Source organism: Chryseobacterium sp. YR221 (genome assembly GCF_900176315.1).
GTDB lineage: Bacteria > Bacteroidota > Bacteroidia > Flavobacteriales > Weeksellaceae > Chryseobacterium > Chryseobacterium rhizosphaerae.
This window is the reverse complement of the sequence record NZ_FWXM01000002.1, coordinates 71,185-90,195: the sequence shown is the minus strand read 5'-3', so window position 1 is coordinate 90,195 and position 19,011 is coordinate 71,185. Positions and strand designations below refer to the sequence as shown.

Genomic DNA, 19,011 nt, shown 5'->3' with positions numbered 1-19,011 from the left:
CAATATTTTTAATGGTTGTTAAAATTCTGTTAATGCATTCTTGAACTAAATTTTTTTTATCATTTTTTTTAATTCACTATTTTTTTTAATGTTATTATTTATTTGCAATGAAATTATTTTGCAATAACGTGTTGTTTTTCAATACTTTATAAGTTGATACTATTAATGTTTATTGGGATATTTGTTTTCTGAAAATATTAAAATGTGTTAAATATGAATGTTAAACTACATGTATTAAGTGCAGGAGCTTTGTTCTTCTTAGGACAGGTTTCCTTTGCACAAAAAGCAAAAGACACGGCTACTACTAAAATTGATGAGGTCGTGGTTGTAGCTTTTGGTAAGCAAAAAAGAGAGGCTCTTGTTGGTTCTGTTTCTGTTATTGATAAAAAAGTATTAGAAACTCAACAGCTAACATCTGTTACCTCAGCTATTCAAGGGAGTGTTCCGGGAGTTCAGTTGATTAGTGCTGGTGGTCAGCCTGGGGAGAACCCGCTGATTAAAATTAGAGGAACAGCTTCAATTAATGCATCAACTAATCCTTTGATTATTCTAGATGGTGTTCCATATAATGGAAATATTAATTCCATTAGCCAGGACCAAGTAGAATCAATTAACGTATTGAAAGACGCATCATCAACATCTTTATATGGATCTAGAGGTGCAAACGGTGTAATTTTGATAAATACCAAAAAGGGTAGAAGAAACCAAGCACCTCGTTTGGAGTTTTCAGCTCAGACAGGATTTTCTTCACCTGCGGTGAATATGTATAAATTTGTGGATGCCGGAAAATATATGGGGCTATATTGGGAGGCTTTAAGAAACTCTAGGGTTATTGCTGGTGATACTCCTGCGGTGGCTGCTAATTATGCTACAAATAATTTAGTTGCCAATTTAGGGTATAATCCCTATGGAAATATAACGAATCCTATTGGAGTAGATGGAAAAGTTGTTCCTGGTGCAAATCTTCTTTGGAATACAGATTGGGAAAAAGAAATATTGAACAGATCTTCAATAAGAAATGATTATAGATTAACATTACAAGGAGGGGGTGAAAACACTACTTACTTCTTCTCGGCAGATTATTTAGATCAGGAAGGTTCGGTAGTTAGTTCTTATTTTAAAAGATTTACAACCAGGCTTAATTTAGAAACTCAAGTTAAAAGCTGGTTAAAGGCTGGAGTTAATACTTCAATGGCGGTGTCTTCACAGAATTATCCTACTCAATCTGGAAATTCATTTACCTCTGCAATCCAATGGATTTATAATGTAGCAAGTATATATCCTATTTATAGAAGAGATGAGAGTGGGAATATGATCCTAGATAACAATGGTAGTCCTATCTATGATTATGGTGCGAATGGAAATGGACAAAATCAAAATAGACCAGTTTTCAATAATGAAAACGTACCGGGTGTGTTTTTTAATAACAAAATTAATAATAAGCGATATGATATTAATTTGTCAGGATATCTTGAAGCTGAGATTTTCAAAGGCTTGAAGAATAAACTACAGGTAGGATATCAATTGTATATATTTGATGGTTATCAGTATAATAACAGCTTATATGGGGCTGCGTCTAATGTAAGTGGTAGGGTGTCAACGAATAGAGATATTACTCAAACAATAAATGTCTCAAATATTTTAAATTATCAAAAATCATTTGGAGATCATAATTTTAATGTAGATGGTATTTTTGAATCTTATCAGTTGCAATATTCTCCGATTGGTACACAGTCTACAGGATTCCTTCCAGGAGTTTTTTATCATTCAGGCTCAACAAAGCCTGAAAGTGTTTCTGGAAATTTATCTGAAGATAGAATAGTTTCTGTTTTAGGGAGACTTGCATACAATTATAAAAATAAATATTTTGTTGAAGGGTCATTCAGATCAGATGGATCATCAAGATTTTCTAAAGATACAAGATGGGGAAATTTCTATTCAATAGGAGGATCTTGGGTAGCATCGAAAGAAAGCTTTTTTGAAAACAATGTCGTTACTTATTTGAAGTTTAGAGGATCTTATGGGGAACTTGGAAATAATGGTACTTTAAATATTGATAATGTTGCGAACGCTGAAGGAATTGTTTCTTCCGAATATTTTCCATATATAAACGGATATACTACTGGATATTCTAACTTAGATCAGGCAGGTATATATTTAACAAATACTCGTTATCCTCGTTTAACATGGGAAACAACGTCATCACTAAATGTTGGAGCAGATTTTGAGTTGTTTAAAAGAGTAAATGTAACAGTTGACTACTATAAGAAAGCTTCGATCGATTTACTATACCCTAAGCCACTTGCACCTTCTAGTGGTTTCTCTCAAATTCTTCTTAATACCGGTAAAATTGAAAACTATGGTTGGGAATTCAGTATTAATTCAACTAACATTAAAAAGGAGAATTTAACATGGACAACTAATCTTAACTTCTCATTTGATAAAAATAAAATTAAAGAATTAGAAGGAGGAAACTTTGTAAATGGTACAAAAAGATGGGAGGTGGGGAAAAGCTTATTTGACTTCTGGATTCAGGAGTATGCTGGTATTGATCCAAAGGATGGATATATGATGTGGTATAAGGATGTTAAAGATGCAAATGGAAATATAATAGGTAGAGAGACAACAAAAACATATGCAGATGCTACAAGATATTTCAATGGGAAAAGTGCATTGCCAGATATTCAAGGGGGATTCTCAAACTATATCAAGTTTAAAGAATTTGATTTAAATTTCTTGTTTAATTTTAGCTTTGGTTCATATATTTTAGATTCTCAATATGCTAACTTACTTGTAGCTGATAGTCCAGGAAGGCAGATTTCTGCAGATATTGATGGTAGATGGCAAACCCCGGGAGATATTACTGATATACCAGTCTTAACTTCAGCACAAAATGACTTTAGCAGTACATCAAGCAGATGGTTATTTAAAAATGATTATATAAGATTAAAAGCTATTACTTTGGGGTATAATATTCCTCGTAAATATGTGGAACAATTGGGTATAAGTGATTTTAGATTATATGTTCAGGCAGATAACCTTTGGACCTGGCAGTCCCATAAAGGAATTGATCCTGAGCAGTCATTTGGAGGAACAGTTAATAACAGATCGTATAACCTTAAGACTATATCTTTTGGTTTTAAACTTGGGTTCTAATTTTTCTAAATTTTAATTAACATGAAAAAAGTAATATTAATAATAGGTGTAGTAACTTCTTCTTTTGGGTCGATCAGTTGTTCAAATGATTTTTTGGAAGATCCAAAGCCCACAGATTTAGTTAATCAAGAAGTGGCATTTAACTCTAAAGAAGCCATTACTGCTGTTATGGCAGGAATAATAAGACAGTCAAGAGGGCAATACACAAGTGTAGATACTGCAAATCTGGGGTCTATTTTCTTTACAAGATCTCTTAAAGGGAATGATCTAATTCAGTCTAATAACTGGTTTGGAACTGATTATGAGCAAACTAATAGAGAGCCAACTTACAGAAGAACTTTATTTAGTTGGAAATTTCCTTATGAATTAGCAAGTAGATTTACCATATTTATTGAGGGAGTAAAAGCTAGTAAAGCAGTAATGACAGAAGAGGAAAGAGGTGCATTTTTGGCACAAGGATATGCATATAGAGCTTTTATGTATTTTCAGTTAAGCTTAGAATTTCAACAGACATATACTTATAATCCGAATTTGCCGGCACCTCCTATATATAAAGATTCCTCATCTTTAGACGGAAAGCCAATGTCTACGATGAAAGAGTTTTATGAATTTATTTTAGCTGATCTTGATATGGCTGTTAAATTAGGCTCATATGATAGAATTGATAAATCATATATGAATAAGGAAGTTGCTTATGCATTACAGGCGCAAGTGTATCAGGTAATGGGTAATTGGGCAAGGGCCGAAGAAGCCGCACATAATGCCTATGGAGGAAATTCATCAGCTGTACTTAATGCGGCTCAGTATGGAAATGGATTTAATGAAATGAATAATACTGATTGGCTTTTCGCATCACCACAAAGTGATGATCAATCAGCATATTACTATACTGCTATATTTCCTTTTACAGATTTTACGACGACAGGGTATAGAACAACTTATGTAAATAGTAATTTTGTTAATCTTTTTTCTAATACAGATGTTAGAAAGCTGTTTACAAAAATGCCACAAAATGACTGGAGATCTTATACTACGACTAAATTCAAATTTAATTTTGGTTCAGATGTTCCAATAATTAGATATCCTGAAATGATTTTAATTGAGGCGGAAGCTTTATATAATCAAGGAAAATCTACAGAGGCTCATAATTTACTATATGCATTGCAAAAGAATCGTGATGCATCAGCGGTTAAATCTATTAATACAGGATCTGCTTTATTGGAAGAAATTCTTATTGAAAGGAGAAAAGAATTATATGGTGAAAATGGTGTTGAATGGTTTGATGCTAAACGCTTAAGAAGAGGAATTATCAGGAGTTCTAATCACAGAATTGTTGTAAATCTTACTCCAGACGACAAAAGATTTGTATTAAAAGTGCCGCAGGCCGAAATTGATGCGAATCCTAATATCGATGAATCGGTAAATAATGGTAAATAAGCAACAACATATTTATAAAAGGCATCTGCTCCAAACCGTGGGTTTGGACACAAATAAGTTTGTATTTTTGCAGTAAAAATTGCAAACAAGACATTTGATAATTTAAAAGATAGGCGATTGACGGATAGAGGAAACACTATTCTCAATCGCTTGTTTTCTAATAGTATATCTTCGATTCGTTAATTATCGGGTAGTTATTCTGAGATCAAAACGACCATACTAGTAAGGCAGATATTATCAAGAATATGTCTTCTAATTATGTGGGGGTGTTGGGAGTAAATCGGTTTTATGTATTTAGGACACCAGCGAAATCAATTTTTATAATCATACAAACAGGATAAAAAAGATGAATTCATTGGCACTGTAAACGATAATGAAGAAAGAAGTCTCGGTTTTTTTTATTGATCCAAGCTTTATTGTTGATTACAAAAACTTAATGCCTTATAGATTTTCGGATGTGAAAGTTTGGATCAGAAACCTGAACAAGAATAAAATAAAACGCAAGCACAAAGACCAACTCTCTTTCCTATTGAAAAAAAAGAATTCTATAAATGGTCATAAAACACGAAGAAGGTTTTAGAAAACGCATCAAAAATTACCATTATTAAGGGCGGGAAGGGGAGGTATTTACGAAGAGTTTTGCCTTATCGCTGATGCCCTCTGCTGGTGCGAGCTCAATATAATTAAGTTAGCAAAAAATTACAATCTATCCTTTTGATTTTTAGAAGGAACAAGAAGAAGTGATCTGAAAAGAAATAATATTGGATTTACAAATCCGCAAACGCAAGTCGTTGTAGTTCCAGATAAAAGGAAATTGTCTAATTCTATCTCGAAAATATAATTTTATTCTGATAATTCTTGGGAGTAGTGCCTTCAAGTTGTTTAAATACTCGTGTAAAGTAATTGGTGTCTGAAAAGCCGGTCTGAAAAGCTGTTTCTTTAATGCTGTTTTGATCTGCCAGTAATTCTTTAGCTCTGTTGATTCTCTCCTGCAAAATAAATTCATTGGGAGAAGTTCCCAGCTCATCCTTGAACATTCTAAAAAAGTTAGATTTGCTTACATAAGCCAGCCTTGCAATGCTGTCAATAGAAAGTTTCTGATGAAGGTTTTTCTTAATATAATCTACAACAAAGCCTATCCTTGATTTATTTTTCACCATGTTTTTTTCTACCATGCTTCTTGCCTGGGTTTGCATCAGTCTGATCAGCAGCTCTTTCAGGGCAAAATCAGCCATGATATCTTTTTGAGAATTATCGTCCATAGCAATTCTCATGATATTATTGGTTGCAGAGGCTAGAGCCTGATTATTAAAAAGAAAATACTCATCCAGCTGAATATTCCATTGTGAGGTTTCATCCACTTTGGGGAGATTATAATTCAGGTAATTCAGGGAGTCTTCTATAAACTCAGGATTTAGACTCAAAGAAATACATTGGGTCGGAGTTTCATCAGCTTCAGGAAAATCAATGACCATGGTTTCTCCCGGAGCCACCAGAATGCTTTCACCGGGGAAATAATCAAAATAGTTGGTCTTATTATCCAGTTTCATATGCTTTTTGCCTCTCAGCATTGCTGTAAATGCTATATTATCGAAGTGAAGTTTTACATCAAAAGCCGCTTTGTGGGTTTCATAGATACTGAATTCACAATTGTTTAGATTGAATTTTGTCTGGTTCTCAACAATGTTCAATAGCTGATTTTCCTTCGTTAATTCAGGAGTATCTATTAAATATTTATTATTGTTATTCATTTCTAAACATTTTTATGAAGCAGGTAACTCAAATATAGAGAATTTGGCTGTATGTTGCTGTTAATAAAATGATAAAAATTGAACATCTGCACTATTCTGCACTTTTTTTATACGATTGTGCTATATGTTTTTGGAGGTGTACGTGTAATTTGGCATTACAGAAAAATGTAAAATATACTAATATGAGCACTATTACAGAACCAAGATCAGCGACTCTTTTACAGCGTCCTGAATTTAAAAACAAATATGATAATTATATTGACGGAAAATTTACACCGCCTGTTAACGGGCAGTATTTTGATGTAGTTTCTCCCGTAGACGGTAAAAATTTCACTCAGGTAGCCCATTCTTCCAAAGAAGACCTAGAACTTGCGGTAAATGCTGCAGACAAAGCATTTCAAACCTGGAAAAATACCTCATCTACAGAAAGAAGTATTATCCTGAATAAGATTGCAGACAGAATAGAGCAAAACCTGGAATATCTTGCCATTGTAGAAACCGTTGATAATGGAAAAGCAGTAAGAGAGACGTTGGCGGCAGATTTACCACTGGCTATTGATCACTTCAGATATTTCGCTTCTGTAGTCCGTGCAGAAGAAGGTTCTCATAACGAATTGGATAAAGACACCGTATCCCTTATTGTACACGAACCTCTTGGCGTTATTGCACAGATTATCCCATGGAACTTTCCTATACTGATGGCGGTATGGAAGCTGGCTCCGGCATTGGCTGCCGGAAACTGTGTCGTATTAAAACCTGCGGAAAGTACTCCGGTTTCCATTATGGTCCTGATGGAGCTTATTGGTGACCTTCTACCTGCAGGTGTTATAAATATTGTAAATGGATTCGGAGCAGAATTGGGAAGAGCTTTAGTAACCAATCCTAAGGTCTCTAAGGCGGCTTTCACTGGTTCTACAGCTACAGGACGTCTGGTGATGCAGTATGCTACAGAAAACATTATTCCTGTCACGTTGGAGTTGGGAGGAAAATCACCAAACGTTTTCTTCAACTCGGTAATGGATGCCGATGATGCATTCTTGGATAAAGCGATTGAAGGAGCTGTTCTTTTCGCCCTTAACCAGGGAGAGATTTGTACATGTCCTTCAAGGTTGCTGGTTCAGGAAGATATTGCAGATGCTTTTATCGAAAAGGTGATCGAGAGGGTAAAAGCGATTAAAGTTGGAAATCCATTGGATAAAACTGTGATGATGGGAGCTCAGGCATCACAGATTCAAAAAGATAAAATACTTTCCTATATCCAGTTAGGAAAAGAAGAAGGAGCAGAAGTATTGGTGGGAGGTCATGTCAATGATTTGGGAGAAGATCTTGAAGACGGATTCTATATTCAGCCAACAATTTTCAAAGGTAACAACAGAATGAGAATATTCCAGGAAGAGATCTTTGGTCCGGTACTGGCGTTTACAACTTTCAAAGATGAGGAAGAAGCAGTGAAAATTGCGAATGATACCATTTACGGTCTTGGAGCCGGAGTTTGGACCAGAGATGCACACCAGCTGTACAATATTCCGCGTCAGATCGAGGCAGGAAGAGTTTGGGTAAACCAATATCATTCCTATCCGGCAGGAGCTCCTTTTGGAGGATACAAGCAGTCGGGAATCGGAAGAGAGAACCATAAAATGATGCTTGATCACTACCGTCAGACCAAAAACATGCTGATTTCTTATAACAAAAATAAATTAGGCTTCTTTTAATATTTAATGTAGGACGTGCCCGATTGCCTTGGCTATTCCAGGGCAAAACGGCCGGGCTATTCAGGGCTTCACTTCGTTTCGGTGCTCCATTACATTCCGCACCGGCTCGTACCTCGCCGCCCTTACTATCCCTCACGCGGAGAAATACCGTGTGTACCGGGATAGCAGCCTATTTAATTCATGAAATAGAATAACCCAAAGAAAAACAACTCAAAACATAGAATATGATCCCAAAAACAATGAAAGCCGCAGTAGTTCAGGGCTATGGACAGCCACTGAAAATTGAAGAAGTACCCGTAAGAGAACCCGGAAGGTATGAAGTTTTGGTAAAGGTGATCGCCTGTGGAGTCTGCCATACAGATTTACATGCTGTAGATGGAGACTGGCCGGCAAAGCCTAAAATGCCACTTATTCCGGGACATGAAGGAGTAGGAATTGTAGTAGCCTGCGGACCCGAAGCCTTCGTAAAAGAAGGAGATGCAGTAGGAGTTCCCTGGCTGTATAGTGCCTGTGGCTGTTGTGATTATTGTATAACGGGATGGGAAACACTTTGTGAAGCTCAGAAAAACGGAGGATACAGTGTAGATGGAGGTTTTGCAGAATATGTAATTGCCGATTCCAGGTATGTAGGACATTTAAAATCCAATGTTAACTTTCTGGAAATAGCTCCTATTTTATGTGCTGGAGTAACGGTCTATAAAGGATTAAAAGAAACAGAAACAAAACCCGGAGAATGGGTAGCCATTTCAGGAATCGGAGGATTGGGACATGTAGCGGTTCAGTATGCTAAGGCAATGGGAATGCATGTTGCCGCCATTGATGTTGCTGATGATAAACTCGAACTGGCAAAAAAATTAGGAGCAGACCTGGTAGTCAATGCAAAAAATACAGATCCTGGAGCATATTTGCATAAAGAAGTTGGCGGAATGCACGGCGCATTGATTACAGCAGTATCTCCTATTGCTTTCAAACAGGGAATAGATGTTTTACGAAGAAAAGGTACTATTGCACTGAACGGACTTCCTCCCGGATCTTTTGAACTTCCGATTTTTGAGACCGTTTTAAAAAGAATAACTGTGAGAGGCTCTATCGTGGGAACAAGAAAGGATATGCAGGAGGCACTGGATTTTGCCAATGAGGGACTTGTAAAAGCTACGGTAACCCCCGCAAAGCTCGAAGATATTAATGATGTTTTTGATAAAATGAAGAAAGGGCAGATTGATGGCAGAATCGTATTAGACATTGCCGGCTCAAATTAAACCATAATGAGTACCTATGTCCGGCAGATTCATCTGCCGGACTTTTTTCAATATAAAAGCAAAAAAAATGGAAGGAAAAATAGCAAGACTTTCAGCAACGGAAAAGGCACTTGAGGTCATTCGGGAGCTTGAAAATAAATATGGGGCGCTGATGTTTTATCAGGCCGGCGGATGCTGTGAAGGAACGCAGCCTCAATGTTTTGAGAAAGGAGGTTTTTTTCCCAGAATGAATGATGCTATGATCGGAACCATCCATGGATATGAATTCTGGATAGACCGGGATTTATTTGAATATTGGAAGTACTCACACTTTACCCTGGATGTGGCAGAAGGGTTTGGACCTGGAGGCTTTTCACTGGAAACACCTTTGGGGAAGACCTTTAAAGTTCAGTACAGACTTTTTACTCCCGAAGAATATGAAAACCTGGAACCCATACTAAGGAGTGAATAGAATAGAGTCTAAAGACTGGTAGAATAGGGATAGTGGAGAACTGTATTGCTGCTTTTTTGAACCATATGGTCCAACTCTTTTTCAAAATCGTATTTTCCTTTTATGATCTCTCTTTTTAAAACAAAATATTGGGTTCCCAGCATTAGAGCAGAAACAGCAATAAAAGAAAAATCCTGAACCCCATTTTTTATATTGACAGTGACTGCAACTAAGAAAAAGCCCAGCAACAATACAAGAGTGACAATCTGAAAAAAAGAGGGAATACACGCTATGGAAACAGTAGTTCTATTATTCTGATCATACAGACTTCCCTTAATCACCGGATAATTCAGGTTGATATCAAAAAAACGCCTTCTTTTCTTAATCGTGAAGTTTTTTTCATACACCATTCCTCTGTATTTAAATCTTGTGGGAATTGCCGGATCTGAAATCAGGGATATAAAAGCAGTATGGGTTGGATAAGTAATTTTCCTTAGCCTTTCGATAACCTCAGCTGTATTGAGGTCAATGTCAAGATTTTTATGCGTGTATAAACCAATACTTTGACAAAAGGAATTCATGTAAAATAAAGCTTAAACGGTTATTATAGTCGTTTTTATGGGGAAGATTGGCCGGGGATTATTCTACAATCAGGTCTTCACAAACCGGTTGACAAACATTGCGGCAACAACGTCGCCCACAGCATTCAGAACAGTGGCTAACGGGTCTACCAATGTTCCGATGATCATTACGGCAGGGATAGCTTCCTGAGGTAATTTATATACCGAAATCATCAGCATTTCACCAATGTACCCACCATTGGGAATTCCTCCGGCTACAATACTTACAAAAACAGTAATTCCCAATGCCAACAATAGATTCGAGGGATCAAAAAAGTCTTTTCCAATAATTAAAAAAGCAACATAGATTTTTATAATGGAAGACATAGAGGATCCATTTTTATGGAGGGTTGTCCCAATAGGAATAACCAGGTTGGCAATAGAATTAGGTATTCCAATTTTAGACGCTGCCTGTAAGTTGGCAGGCATGGTAGCAAAACTGCTGCAGGTACTTATGGCAGTAAGGCTAGGGTAAATAGCATTGGTCCAGAAACTTTTCACTCCTTTTTGACCATTGGCCATAAAAGCATAAATAGAAAAAAAGACAAAGAAATAAATAATTCCTGCAATATAATATAAGCCTAAAGGTTTAGCATAAAACCCAAACAGCTGAGGTCCTAAAGTAGCTACCTGAAAAGCAAAATAAGCCCCAAGACCAATAGGAGCCAGATTCATGATCAATAAAAGAAGCTCTTTCATAACCTCGTAGCCTGAGGCAATAAAAACCCTGAAAGGTTCTCCTTTTTCTCCCGTTTTCCGGGCTGCAAAACCCGTCATAAAAGCAAATATAAGAAGAGCCAGCATATTCTGTCTTGAAAAAAGAGCCGTAAATTCTCCTACGGTGAAAAAGCCTACAATCCTGTTACCCCATGTATCATTGTTTGCTGCTTCTGTAATAGCTTCAGAGCTTCCGGAAACCCCGGAAACCGGGAAGAGATAGACTGCACAGATCGTAAAAATGGCGGCTGTCAGGATGAAAAATAAAAAGGTAAGAGCCATGATAAGAATAATCTTTCCAAATTTTGACTGCTGCTCCAGAGAAGCAATAGAATTGGAAACGGCAAAGAATACCAAAGGTACTACACTTACAAAAAGAAGATTAAGAAAAATATCTCCCAGAGGTTTTATGTACTCTACAATACCGGGAGCAGTAATTCCTATAATGCTTCCAACACTAATTCCTAAGAGTAAAAATATAATTCCGGAGTAGTTTTTTAGTACCTCTTTCATGTGAAGTTTTTTTTCAAATATAAGTCTTTTCCAAGTGTAAGCAGAAAATAGATCTATTATTTTAAAATCTATTTTATCACACAATTTTGAAATATTATTTGAAATTGAACTGCTTGTCTTGTTAATCATGAAATTTTATACTACAAATATTCTATTTAATAAAATTATTTAAATTGCATTTAATTCAATAATTTGTATTTAATTGTATTTTATTATTAATTATTATTTGATTTTATTATGAAAAATGCTTTAAAATTAAATAATTACAATATATTTGTAAACTGTTTAATTTAAAAAACATTACAAATATGATGAGAAGTAACAAAATTTCGTTATTGCTGATTGCTGTAGCAATCACTGTAAGTTGTAACTCTGATAGACTCAGTGATACACCTGAATCTAATCCCAATTCGAATGCTGCTGTGAATTCTGATGAGGTAGCTTCTGCTGATTCCAAGCCTATTTCTGGACAGTACATTGTTGTTTTGAATGATGGTGTTCTTGATAAAAGTGGCCTTGCTGTTTCTAAAGGTGCACTCCAGAATAGAGAGGCTTATTTAAGACAAACAGGATCACTGTTGGATAAATTAAAAAGCAAAGATAATGGATTGAATTTGGGTATTAATAGTCAAAAGATTTCTAATGCTTTTGGATATGCCCTTGAAGGTTTTGTTGCAAAAAATCTTACTGATGCTGAGGTAGAAGCACTTAGGAAAGATCCTAAAATCAAAAGTGTTGAACAGGATTATCAGGTTTCATTAGGGAAAACAACCGGGATGATTGCTAAAGCTGCTTCAACACAGGAGATTCCTTGGGGGATTACAAGAGTTGGAGGTGCAGGAGATGGAACTGGAAAAACAGCCTGGGTTATTGATTCCGGAATTGATTTGGATCATCCGGATCTTAATGTAGATACACAAAGAAGTGTTTCCTTTGCCGGAGATAACAATCCTGATGATGGAAACGGGCATGGAACCCATGTGGCAGGAACTATTGCAGCTATTAACAATAATATTGGAGTTGTTGGAGTTGCTGCCGGAGCTAAAGTTGTTGCACTAAAGGTTTTAAAGAGTGATGGAACAGGAGATTTTTCATGGACTGTTTCTGCTTTAGATTACGTATATGCAAATGCCTCAGCAGAGGATGTTGTCAATATGAGCTTAGGTCCTAGATCACGATATAGAGATTCAGCTACAGAACAGGCCGTTTTGAAAGTAGCAGAAAAAGGTATTAGACTAGCAATAGCAGCAGGTAATTCTTATGATGATGCCAGTTATTATTCACCGGCTGCTGTTAATGCTACCAATGTTTATACTATTTCCGCTTCGGCTGAAGGAGATTACTGGGCTTATTTTTCTAATTATGGATCTCCTGTAGATTATGCAGCTCCGGGATTCCAGGTAAAATCAACATGGTTAAATGGCGGTTACAATACCATTAGCGGAACATCCATGGCGTCTCCCCATGCTGCCGGAGTTCTTTTATTAGGAGCTCCAAACACAGATGGTGCTACTCCAAAACCGGCTTATTGGGAATATTATAATGGATTTAGGAGTGATTTTACGTATGGTCCAATTTTTACCGGAAGATATAGTCCTACAAATATTTATACGAAGGCTGACTACCGTTATGATAAAGACGGAGTGGCAGATAAAATTATTCATAGATAATTTATTTATAATTCTAATAAAAAGGGATGAGATTACTCATCTCTTTTTTTGTCTATCAGAATTTTTAATATTTTTTTTCATGTTTTTAAGTGTTTTCTTATGGGGTTTTCAAAGATAAAATTCATAAATTTGAGTAAACATCATTTCTATGGCTTATATAGATTACTATAAAATTTTAGGCGTAGATAAAAACGCAACACAGGATGATATCAAGAAAGCCTACCGAAAACTGGCCAGAAAGCTACATCCTGACCTTAATCCTGGCGATAAGGAAGCAGAAAAAAAATTCAAAGAACTGAATGAAGCCAATGAAGTGCTCAGTAATACTGAAAACCGTGCAAAATATGATAAGTACGGAGAGCATTGGAAACATGGCGAAGAATACGAAAAAGCCCAGCAACAGCAGAAACAATATCAACAGCAGCAGAATTATAACGGAGGATATTCCGGAGCAGATTTTGGTGAAGGGGAAGATTTTTCAGATTTCTTTCAAAGTATGTTTGGAGGGGCTGGAGGCTTTAGCAAAAGTTCACGGGGAAGTGCTTCCGGAAAATTTAAAGGAAAAGATGTTCAGGCAGAACTGAACCTGAATTTAAGAGATGCTGCTACCACTCATCCGCAAACTTTTGAAATCAATGGTAAAAAAGTAAGAATTACTATTCCGGCAGGGGTTTATGATGGGCAGCAGATTAAGTTGAAAGGACATGGAAATCCCGGTTTTAACGGTGGACCTCATGGGGATCTGTATATTACGTTCAATATTCCGACTGATCCGGATTTTGAAAGAATAGGGGATGACCTGAAAACTAAGGTCGTTATCGATATGTATACCGCTGTTTTAGGGGGAGATGTAAAAGTAAATACCCTGGATAGCAGTGTCAATCTTAAAGTAAAACCGGAAACTCAAAACGGGATGACCGTAAGGCTTAAAGGAAAAGGTTTTCCCATCTATAAAAAAGAAGGACAGCATGGCGATCTTTTTGTAACCTATGAAGTGAAATTGCCGGTAAACCTTACAGAAAAGCAGAAAGAACTTTTTGAACAACTAAAAAATTCCTAGGCTATGAGTGAAAGAATATCACGGGAAGAACTCGTAAAAATCTATAATATAGAAATCACTTTTTTTGATGATCTTGTAGAGTATGGTCTGCTAAACATTCATATTGAAAATGATATTCATTATCTGATGTATGAAGATCTGCAGGATCTTGAAAAGTTTTCCAACTGGCATTATGATCTTGAAATCAATCTTCCCGGTCTTGAAGTGATTCATAATATGCTGAACAAACTGAATGCCCTTAAAAACAGAAACAGGGAACTGATGAACAAACTTGCTGCTATAAGTGATCAATATGAAGATATTTAGCTAGCTTTGCAGCTTTATAAAGCAAAGTATATATTTATATTATGAGTGAAGAAAAGGTGATTGTCTTAAGACCTGACAGAAAGACGTTTGAAGAAATCTATTTTAGCGGAAACCAGGGAAGTTTGCTTTTCTCACCTACTACCAGAAGTAAAACCATAACGACCATGGTGGCTGCTGTTATTCTGTTTATTGCATTTCTTTTGAAAGACAGTTTGAGCAAAGACAGTGTGGGAATCCTATATTTTCTGAGCTTTATATTTCTGCTTTGCACGGTTTTTCTGTCTGTAAGCATTAATAAAGTATCCCGATGGAAGAAACAGGTGAACCATTACCTGGGAGTGCTTGAAAAGTGTAAGGTCTACGAAATAAGATTTGATTCTCTTTTTTTTACGGTCAATATTGACGGGGAGAAAGAAACCAGCGAATGGAAAGATTTTGAATATTTTGATAGCAATAATGAATTCATCGCTCTGGAAGGTAAGTACAGTTATATGTTTCCAAAGAAATCAATGAGTGAAAAGGAGTATAACCTACTCAAAAAGACATTCAAAGAAAATATTAATAAAGAATAAAAAAATCAGAGCAAAATGCTCTGATTTTTATTTTATCGTAAAGTATCCGCTTATTAATCAAGCCAACCCATTTCCTTCATCCACTCGTCATTGTAGATTTTTCCTACATACCTTGAACCGTGGTCATGAAGTAAAACAACAATGATATCATCTTTCGTGAACTGATCTTTCATCTGGATCAGAGAAGCAATAGCACTTCCAGCAGAATATCCACAGAAAATTCCTTCTTCTTTAGCCAGTTTTCTTGCATAGATCGCTCCGTCTTTATCTGTTACTTTTTCAAAATGATCAATGACAGACATATCATAGTTCTCAGGAATGATATCTTCGCCAATTCCTTCTGTAATATAAGTATAGGCATGGTCATAGTGAAGTTCTCCTGTTTCATGGAATTCTTTCAGAATAGAACCGTAAGTATCCACTCCGATTATTTTGATGTCCTGATTTTTTTCTTTGAAGAATGTTCCACATCCTGTAATCGTACCTCCTGTTCCTGCACCAGCTACAAAGTGAGTCAGTTTTCCTTCTGTCTGTTCCCAGATTTCAGGCGCTGTAGACTCATAATGAGCCGTTCTGTTTGATAAATTATCATACTGGTTTACATACCATCCGTTCTCCGTTTCTTTAGCCAGTCTTTTGGAAACTGAATAATAAGAACGCGGGTCAGTAGGCTTTACGTCAGTAGGGCATACAATAACCTCAGCACCTACAGCACGAAGGATATCACATTTTTCTTTTGATTGTTTGGAATTCGTTACAAAGATACATTTGTAACCTTTGATGATCGCGGCAAGCGCTAATCCCATTCCTGTATTTCCTGAAGTTCCCTCAATGATGGTTCCTCCAGGCTTTAATCTGCCGTCTTTTTCGGCATCTTCTATCATTTTAAGAGCCATTCTGTCCTTTACTGAATTTCCGGGATTGAAAGTCTCTACTTTTGCTAAAACTAATGCTGGAAAGTCTTCTCCTAATACATTGTTAAGTTTTACCAGCGGTGTATTACCTATAGTTTCAAGAATATTTTTTGCGTATTTCATAAATGGTTTATATGCGGAGCAAAGATAAGGCTTTTAAAATTATTCATATTGTGGATAACATGTGGATAACGTGTTGGTAACAGGAATATTTACCTCCAAAATATGATCAGCTGCTTATCGATCCTTTCCGTTACTAATTATATTTAATTGCTTTTACCGGTGAAATTTTACTGATCAGATAACTAGGAATAATTAAAGCAAGCCCTGAAATAAACAGAATTCCCACTGAAATAGAAATAATGGCAATAGGGTTAAGATCTACCGGAACTGTACTTACATAATAATTTTCAGGATTAAGCTTAATAACTCCGAAGAATTTTTGAATCAAAATAAGCCCTAATCCAATGGCATTTCCATATAAAAGCCCGGGAATCATAATAATAAGTGTATAGTTGATAAAGGTAGCCCGGATTTGGGAATTGCTGGCTCCCAATGTTTTAAGAAGTCCTATAGAATTGGTTCTTTCGATGATAAGGATCAGAAGGACCATAATAATATTAATGACCACTACAATGAGCATAATAATGATGATTAAAGCAATATTCGTATCGAAAATGCTTATCCAGTCATTGATTTGTGGAAATTTTTCCGTCGCTTTTTCCGCATAATTTTTATACCCAATCAGCTTTTCAATATCTGGAAAATCTTTATCTATATCGTTGACGTTTTTGAGGAAAATATCAAGTCCTCCTACTTCATCGGGTTTCATTTCCTGAATTCTTCTTACATGATTAATTCCTCCAATTACAAATTGATCATCAATCATCTTAATATCCGTTCTGTAAATTCCCAGTACACGGAACTTACGATAGACCGGCTTTTGATCTGCCTTTGAAAATACAGTAACAATACTGTCGTTGAGCTTCAGGTGTAAGTCGTTGGCTGTTTTCTGTGAAATAGCGACGTCGTTGTTGAAACCTACCTCTGTTACCTTGGGCGTGGTGCCGGCAATTAAAAATTTCTTAAACCTAAGGCTGTCAAAGTCTTTTCCAACTCCTTTAAATATAATACCTGCAAAACTATGCTCATTACGCATAATCCCGGTCACAGTTGCATATTTCTGGATGCTTTCCACATCGGGAAGTTCTTTGATCTTTGGAATATTAAGCCCCTGGTTATCAAGTACCGAAGTATTATAGGAAGAATTGGATCGCGTAGATCTTACGGTAATGTGTCCGCTGAAATCTGCCAGTCTTTCTTTAATAGCTTTTTTAGAACCAAAGCCGGTGGCTACGGTAATTAAGGAAACAATGATTCCCAAAGCTACAGAAAGTCTGCCAATGAAGATGATAACTCTTGAAAGGTTATTTTTGTTATCTTTGGAAAATGCTATTTTTCTAGAGAAATATAAAGGAAATTTCAAGCTTATGAATTTAGATTTCAAAATTAAAAATTTACTTCTTATTTGCCTAATTTTTTTAGGAGTATTCAACCAATATTATTCTCAGACTCAAGTTCAACAGGATTTTAAAACCGGAGCCGATCAGCCTGAATTATATTTACCCTTGTTAAAAAACAAAACCATCGGGATTGTGACCAACCAAACAGGGCTGATGAGTGACAGGAATCATTTGGTAGATTTTTTAGTAAAAAATAAGATTAATATTAAAGCTATTTTTGCACCGGAACATGGATTCAGGGGAGATGCTGATGCCGGAGCGAAAGTGAAAAATGGAGTAGATGTAAAAACTGGAATACCCATTGTTTCATTATATGGTAATAATAAAAAACCAAAACCTGAACAATTAAAAGGAATTGATATTGTTCTTTTTGATATCCAGGACGTAGGGGTAAGGTTCTATACTTATATTTCTACCTTGACTTATCTGATGGAAGCCGGTGCTGAGAATAATGTTGAAATCATGGTTCTTGATCGCCCCAATCCCCATGACGGTTATACTGACGGCCCTGTTTTAAGAAAAAAATGGGCAAGCTTTGTAGGCATGCATGAAGTTCCTGTAGTATATGGGCTGACAATTGGAGAATATGGAAAAATGGTAAACGGTGAAAAGTGGCTGAAAAATGGAGTTCAGGCTAAATATACCCTTATTCCAATGAAAAATTACCATAAAAAACAACGGTACACAATTTTAGATAAACCTTCCCCGAACTTACCGAATGACAAAGCCATTAATCTTTATCCCAGCCTATGTTTTTTTGAAGGAACTCAGGTTTCGGTAGGAAGAGGAACAGATATGCCTTTCCAGATTTATGGTTCTCCATGGACAGAAAAACTGCCCTTCGAGTTTACTCCGAAACCAAGTTATGGAGCTAAAGATCCTTTTCTTAACGGAAGGCTTTGCCACGGTGAAAATCTTTCAAAATACCCAAAAGATCTGAGAGAACTGAATCTTGAATGGGTTATAAAAGCATATCAAAACTATAAAAATCCACAGCAGGATTTCTTCCTGAAAAATCTATGGTTTGATACATTATCCGGAACCGATGAATTCAGAAAGCAAATTATCGCAGGGAAAACGATTCCGGAAATTAAAGCTTCATGGAAAAAAGACCTGGCCGATTTTGAAAAGATCAGAACCAGGTATGTGGTGTACGAAAATTAATTAATCAAAATGCTGAGGTGGGTTTTTGTCATTTTTACCTTTGTTAAGGATAAATAAACCTACAGTTAATCCGACAACTCCCGCAAAAGCGGTGAGCAGAGCTCTTTGCAGTTTATCAGGAAGGTCATTCCCAAGGTAGTTCATTAAAAAAAGGATCACAAAAGTGATCACTGAAATGATAATATGATTTCTTCCGAATGGTTTCAT

The 19,011-nt window shown here is 36.2% G+C and carries 16 protein-coding genes; 10 read left to right on the top strand and 6 right to left on the bottom strand.

All coding sequences use genetic code 11. From position 1 onward, the window contains the following. The first annotated feature begins 213 nt into the window (after positions 1–213). Together B8967_RS05370 and B8967_RS05365 are read left to right on the top strand one after the other, a co-directional pair. Positions 214–3,156 (top strand): SusC/RagA family TonB-linked outer membrane protein, encoded by a 2,943-nt coding sequence (locus B8967_RS05370; protein ID WP_084085028.1) that lies wholly within the window; start codon positions 214–216, stop codon positions 3,154–3,156. Positions 3,157–3,177: 21 nt separating this feature from the next. After that, entirely contained in the window at positions 3,178–4,593 is a 1,416-nt protein-coding gene (locus B8967_RS05365; protein ID WP_084085027.1) for a RagB/SusD family nutrient uptake outer membrane protein, read from the top strand. A gap of 824 nt (positions 4,594–5,417) precedes the next feature. Here B8967_RS05365 and B8967_RS05360 read toward each other — a convergent pair. Beyond that, on the bottom strand, positions 5,418–6,344 hold the full coding sequence (locus tag B8967_RS05360) for an AraC family transcriptional regulator (protein ID WP_047494808.1): 927 nt from the start codon (positions 6,342–6,344) through the stop codon (positions 5,418–5,420). A gap of 182 nt (positions 6,345–6,526) precedes the next feature. Here B8967_RS05360 and B8967_RS05355 point away from each other — a divergent pair, with 182 nt between their 5' ends. From B8967_RS05355 to B8967_RS05345, 3 genes are all read left to right on the top strand, one after another. Further along, positions 6,527–8,056, top strand: a complete 1,530-nt coding sequence (locus B8967_RS05355) for an aldehyde dehydrogenase family protein (protein WP_084085861.1) — start codon at positions 6,527–6,529, stop codon at positions 8,054–8,056. A gap of 224 nt (positions 8,057–8,280) precedes the next feature. Continuing rightward, on the top strand, positions 8,281–9,315 hold the full coding sequence (gene adhP / locus B8967_RS05350) for an alcohol dehydrogenase AdhP (protein WP_084085026.1): 1,035 nt from the start codon (positions 8,281–8,283) through the stop codon (positions 9,313–9,315). A gap of 67 nt (positions 9,316–9,382) precedes the next feature. Beyond that, positions 9,383–9,766 (top strand): DUF779 domain-containing protein, encoded by a 384-nt coding sequence (locus B8967_RS05345; protein WP_084085860.1) that lies wholly within the window; start codon positions 9,383–9,385, stop codon positions 9,764–9,766. Between the two features lie 8 nt (positions 9,767–9,774). On the opposite strand, the gene B8967_RS05340 is transcribed toward B8967_RS05345, so the two are convergent. Further along, positions 9,775–10,326, bottom strand: coding sequence for a hypothetical protein (locus tag B8967_RS05340; protein WP_084085025.1), 552 nt, complete (start codon positions 10,324–10,326; stop codon positions 9,775–9,777). Between the two features lie 69 nt (positions 10,327–10,395). Continuing rightward, positions 10,396–11,595 carry a dicarboxylate/amino acid:cation symporter gene (locus B8967_RS05335; RefSeq protein WP_084085859.1) on the bottom strand — a complete coding sequence of 400 codons (1,200 nt, stop codon included), beginning with the start codon at positions 11,593–11,595 and terminating at the stop codon, positions 10,396–10,398. Positions 11,596–11,903: 308 nt separating this feature from the next. Between B8967_RS05335 and B8967_RS05330 the strand changes: the two genes are divergently transcribed. The 4 genes from B8967_RS05330 to B8967_RS05315 all read left to right on the top strand — a co-directional run bounded on the left by B8967_RS05330 (position 11,904) and on the right by B8967_RS05315 (position 15,203). Next, positions 11,904–13,265 carry a S8 family serine peptidase gene (locus B8967_RS05330; RefSeq protein WP_143330474.1) on the top strand — a complete coding sequence of 454 codons (1,362 nt, stop codon included), beginning with the start codon at positions 11,904–11,906 and terminating at the stop codon, positions 13,263–13,265. 148 nt (positions 13,266–13,413) lie between these two features. Beyond that, complete coding sequence (locus B8967_RS05325; protein ID WP_084085023.1) at positions 13,414–14,325, top strand: DnaJ C-terminal domain-containing protein; 912 nt, start codon at positions 13,414–13,416, stop codon at positions 14,323–14,325. 3 nt (positions 14,326–14,328) lie between these two features. Next, positions 14,329–14,631, top strand: a complete 303-nt coding sequence (locus tag B8967_RS05320) for a chaperone modulator CbpM (RefSeq protein WP_047495005.1) — start codon at positions 14,329–14,331, stop codon at positions 14,629–14,631. Positions 14,632–14,672: 41 nt separating this feature from the next. Further along, entirely contained in the window at positions 14,673–15,203 is a 531-nt protein-coding gene (locus tag B8967_RS05315) for a hypothetical protein (protein WP_084085021.1), read from the top strand. Positions 15,204–15,256: 53 nt separating this feature from the next. Here B8967_RS05315 and B8967_RS05310 read toward each other — a convergent pair whose 3' ends face one another. Next, positions 15,257–16,240: a PLP-dependent cysteine synthase family protein gene (locus B8967_RS05310; protein WP_047495013.1), complete on the bottom strand. Its 984-nt coding sequence runs from the start codon at positions 16,238–16,240 to the stop codon at positions 15,257–15,259. 133 nt (positions 16,241–16,373) lie between these two features. Then, positions 16,374–17,603, bottom strand: a complete 1,230-nt coding sequence (locus B8967_RS05305) for an ABC transporter permease (RefSeq protein ID WP_047495016.1) — start codon at positions 17,601–17,603, stop codon at positions 16,374–16,376. Between the two features lie 4 nt (positions 17,604–17,607). Between B8967_RS05305 and B8967_RS05300 the strand changes: the two genes are divergently transcribed. Further along, positions 17,608–18,804, top strand: coding sequence for an exo-beta-N-acetylmuramidase NamZ family protein (locus B8967_RS05300; protein ID WP_084085858.1), 1,197 nt, complete (start codon positions 17,608–17,610; stop codon positions 18,802–18,804). On the opposite strand, the gene B8967_RS05295 is transcribed toward B8967_RS05300, so the two are convergent. Then, positions 18,805–19,011, bottom strand: coding sequence for a hypothetical protein (locus B8967_RS05295; RefSeq protein ID WP_047495019.1), 207 nt, complete (start codon positions 19,009–19,011; stop codon positions 18,805–18,807).

Bases quoted from the DNA above. Each gene is read 5' to 3' on its own strand.
- B8967_RS05370 (WP_084085028.1), top strand. From the start codon at position 214: ATGAATGTTAAACTACATGTATTAAGTGCAGGAGCTTTGTTCTTCTTA.
- B8967_RS05365 (WP_084085027.1), top strand. From the start codon at position 3,178: ATGAAAAAAGTAATATTAATAATAGGTGTAGTAACTTCTTCTTTTGGG.
- B8967_RS05360 (WP_047494808.1), bottom strand. From the start codon at position 6,344: ATGAATAACAATAATAAATATTTAATAGATACTCCTGAATTAACGAAG.
- B8967_RS05355 (WP_084085861.1), top strand. From the start codon at position 6,527: ATGAGCACTATTACAGAACCAAGATCAGCGACTCTTTTACAGCGTCCT.
- adhP (WP_084085026.1), top strand. From the start codon at position 8,281: ATGATCCCAAAAACAATGAAAGCCGCAGTAGTTCAGGGCTATGGACAG.
- B8967_RS05345 (WP_084085860.1), top strand. From the start codon at position 9,383: ATGGAAGGAAAAATAGCAAGACTTTCAGCAACGGAAAAGGCACTTGAG.
- B8967_RS05340 (WP_084085025.1), bottom strand. From the start codon at position 10,326: ATGAATTCCTTTTGTCAAAGTATTGGTTTATACACGCATAAAAATCTT.
- B8967_RS05335 (WP_084085859.1), bottom strand. From the start codon at position 11,595: ATGAAAGAGGTACTAAAAAACTACTCCGGAATTATATTTTTACTCTTA.
- B8967_RS05330 (WP_143330474.1), top strand. From the start codon at position 11,904: ATGATGAGAAGTAACAAAATTTCGTTATTGCTGATTGCTGTAGCAATC.
- B8967_RS05325 (WP_084085023.1), top strand. From the start codon at position 13,414: ATGGCTTATATAGATTACTATAAAATTTTAGGCGTAGATAAAAACGCA.
- B8967_RS05320 (WP_047495005.1), top strand. From the start codon at position 14,329: ATGAGTGAAAGAATATCACGGGAAGAACTCGTAAAAATCTATAATATA.
- B8967_RS05315 (WP_084085021.1), top strand. From the start codon at position 14,673: ATGAGTGAAGAAAAGGTGATTGTCTTAAGACCTGACAGAAAGACGTTT.
- B8967_RS05310 (WP_047495013.1), bottom strand. From the start codon at position 16,240: ATGAAATACGCAAAAAATATTCTTGAAACTATAGGTAATACACCGCTG.
- B8967_RS05300 (WP_084085858.1), top strand. From the start codon at position 17,608: ATGAATTTAGATTTCAAAATTAAAAATTTACTTCTTATTTGCCTAATT.
- B8967_RS05295 (WP_047495019.1), bottom strand. From the start codon at position 19,011: ATGAAACCATTCGGAAGAAATCATATTATCATTTCAGTGATCACTTTT.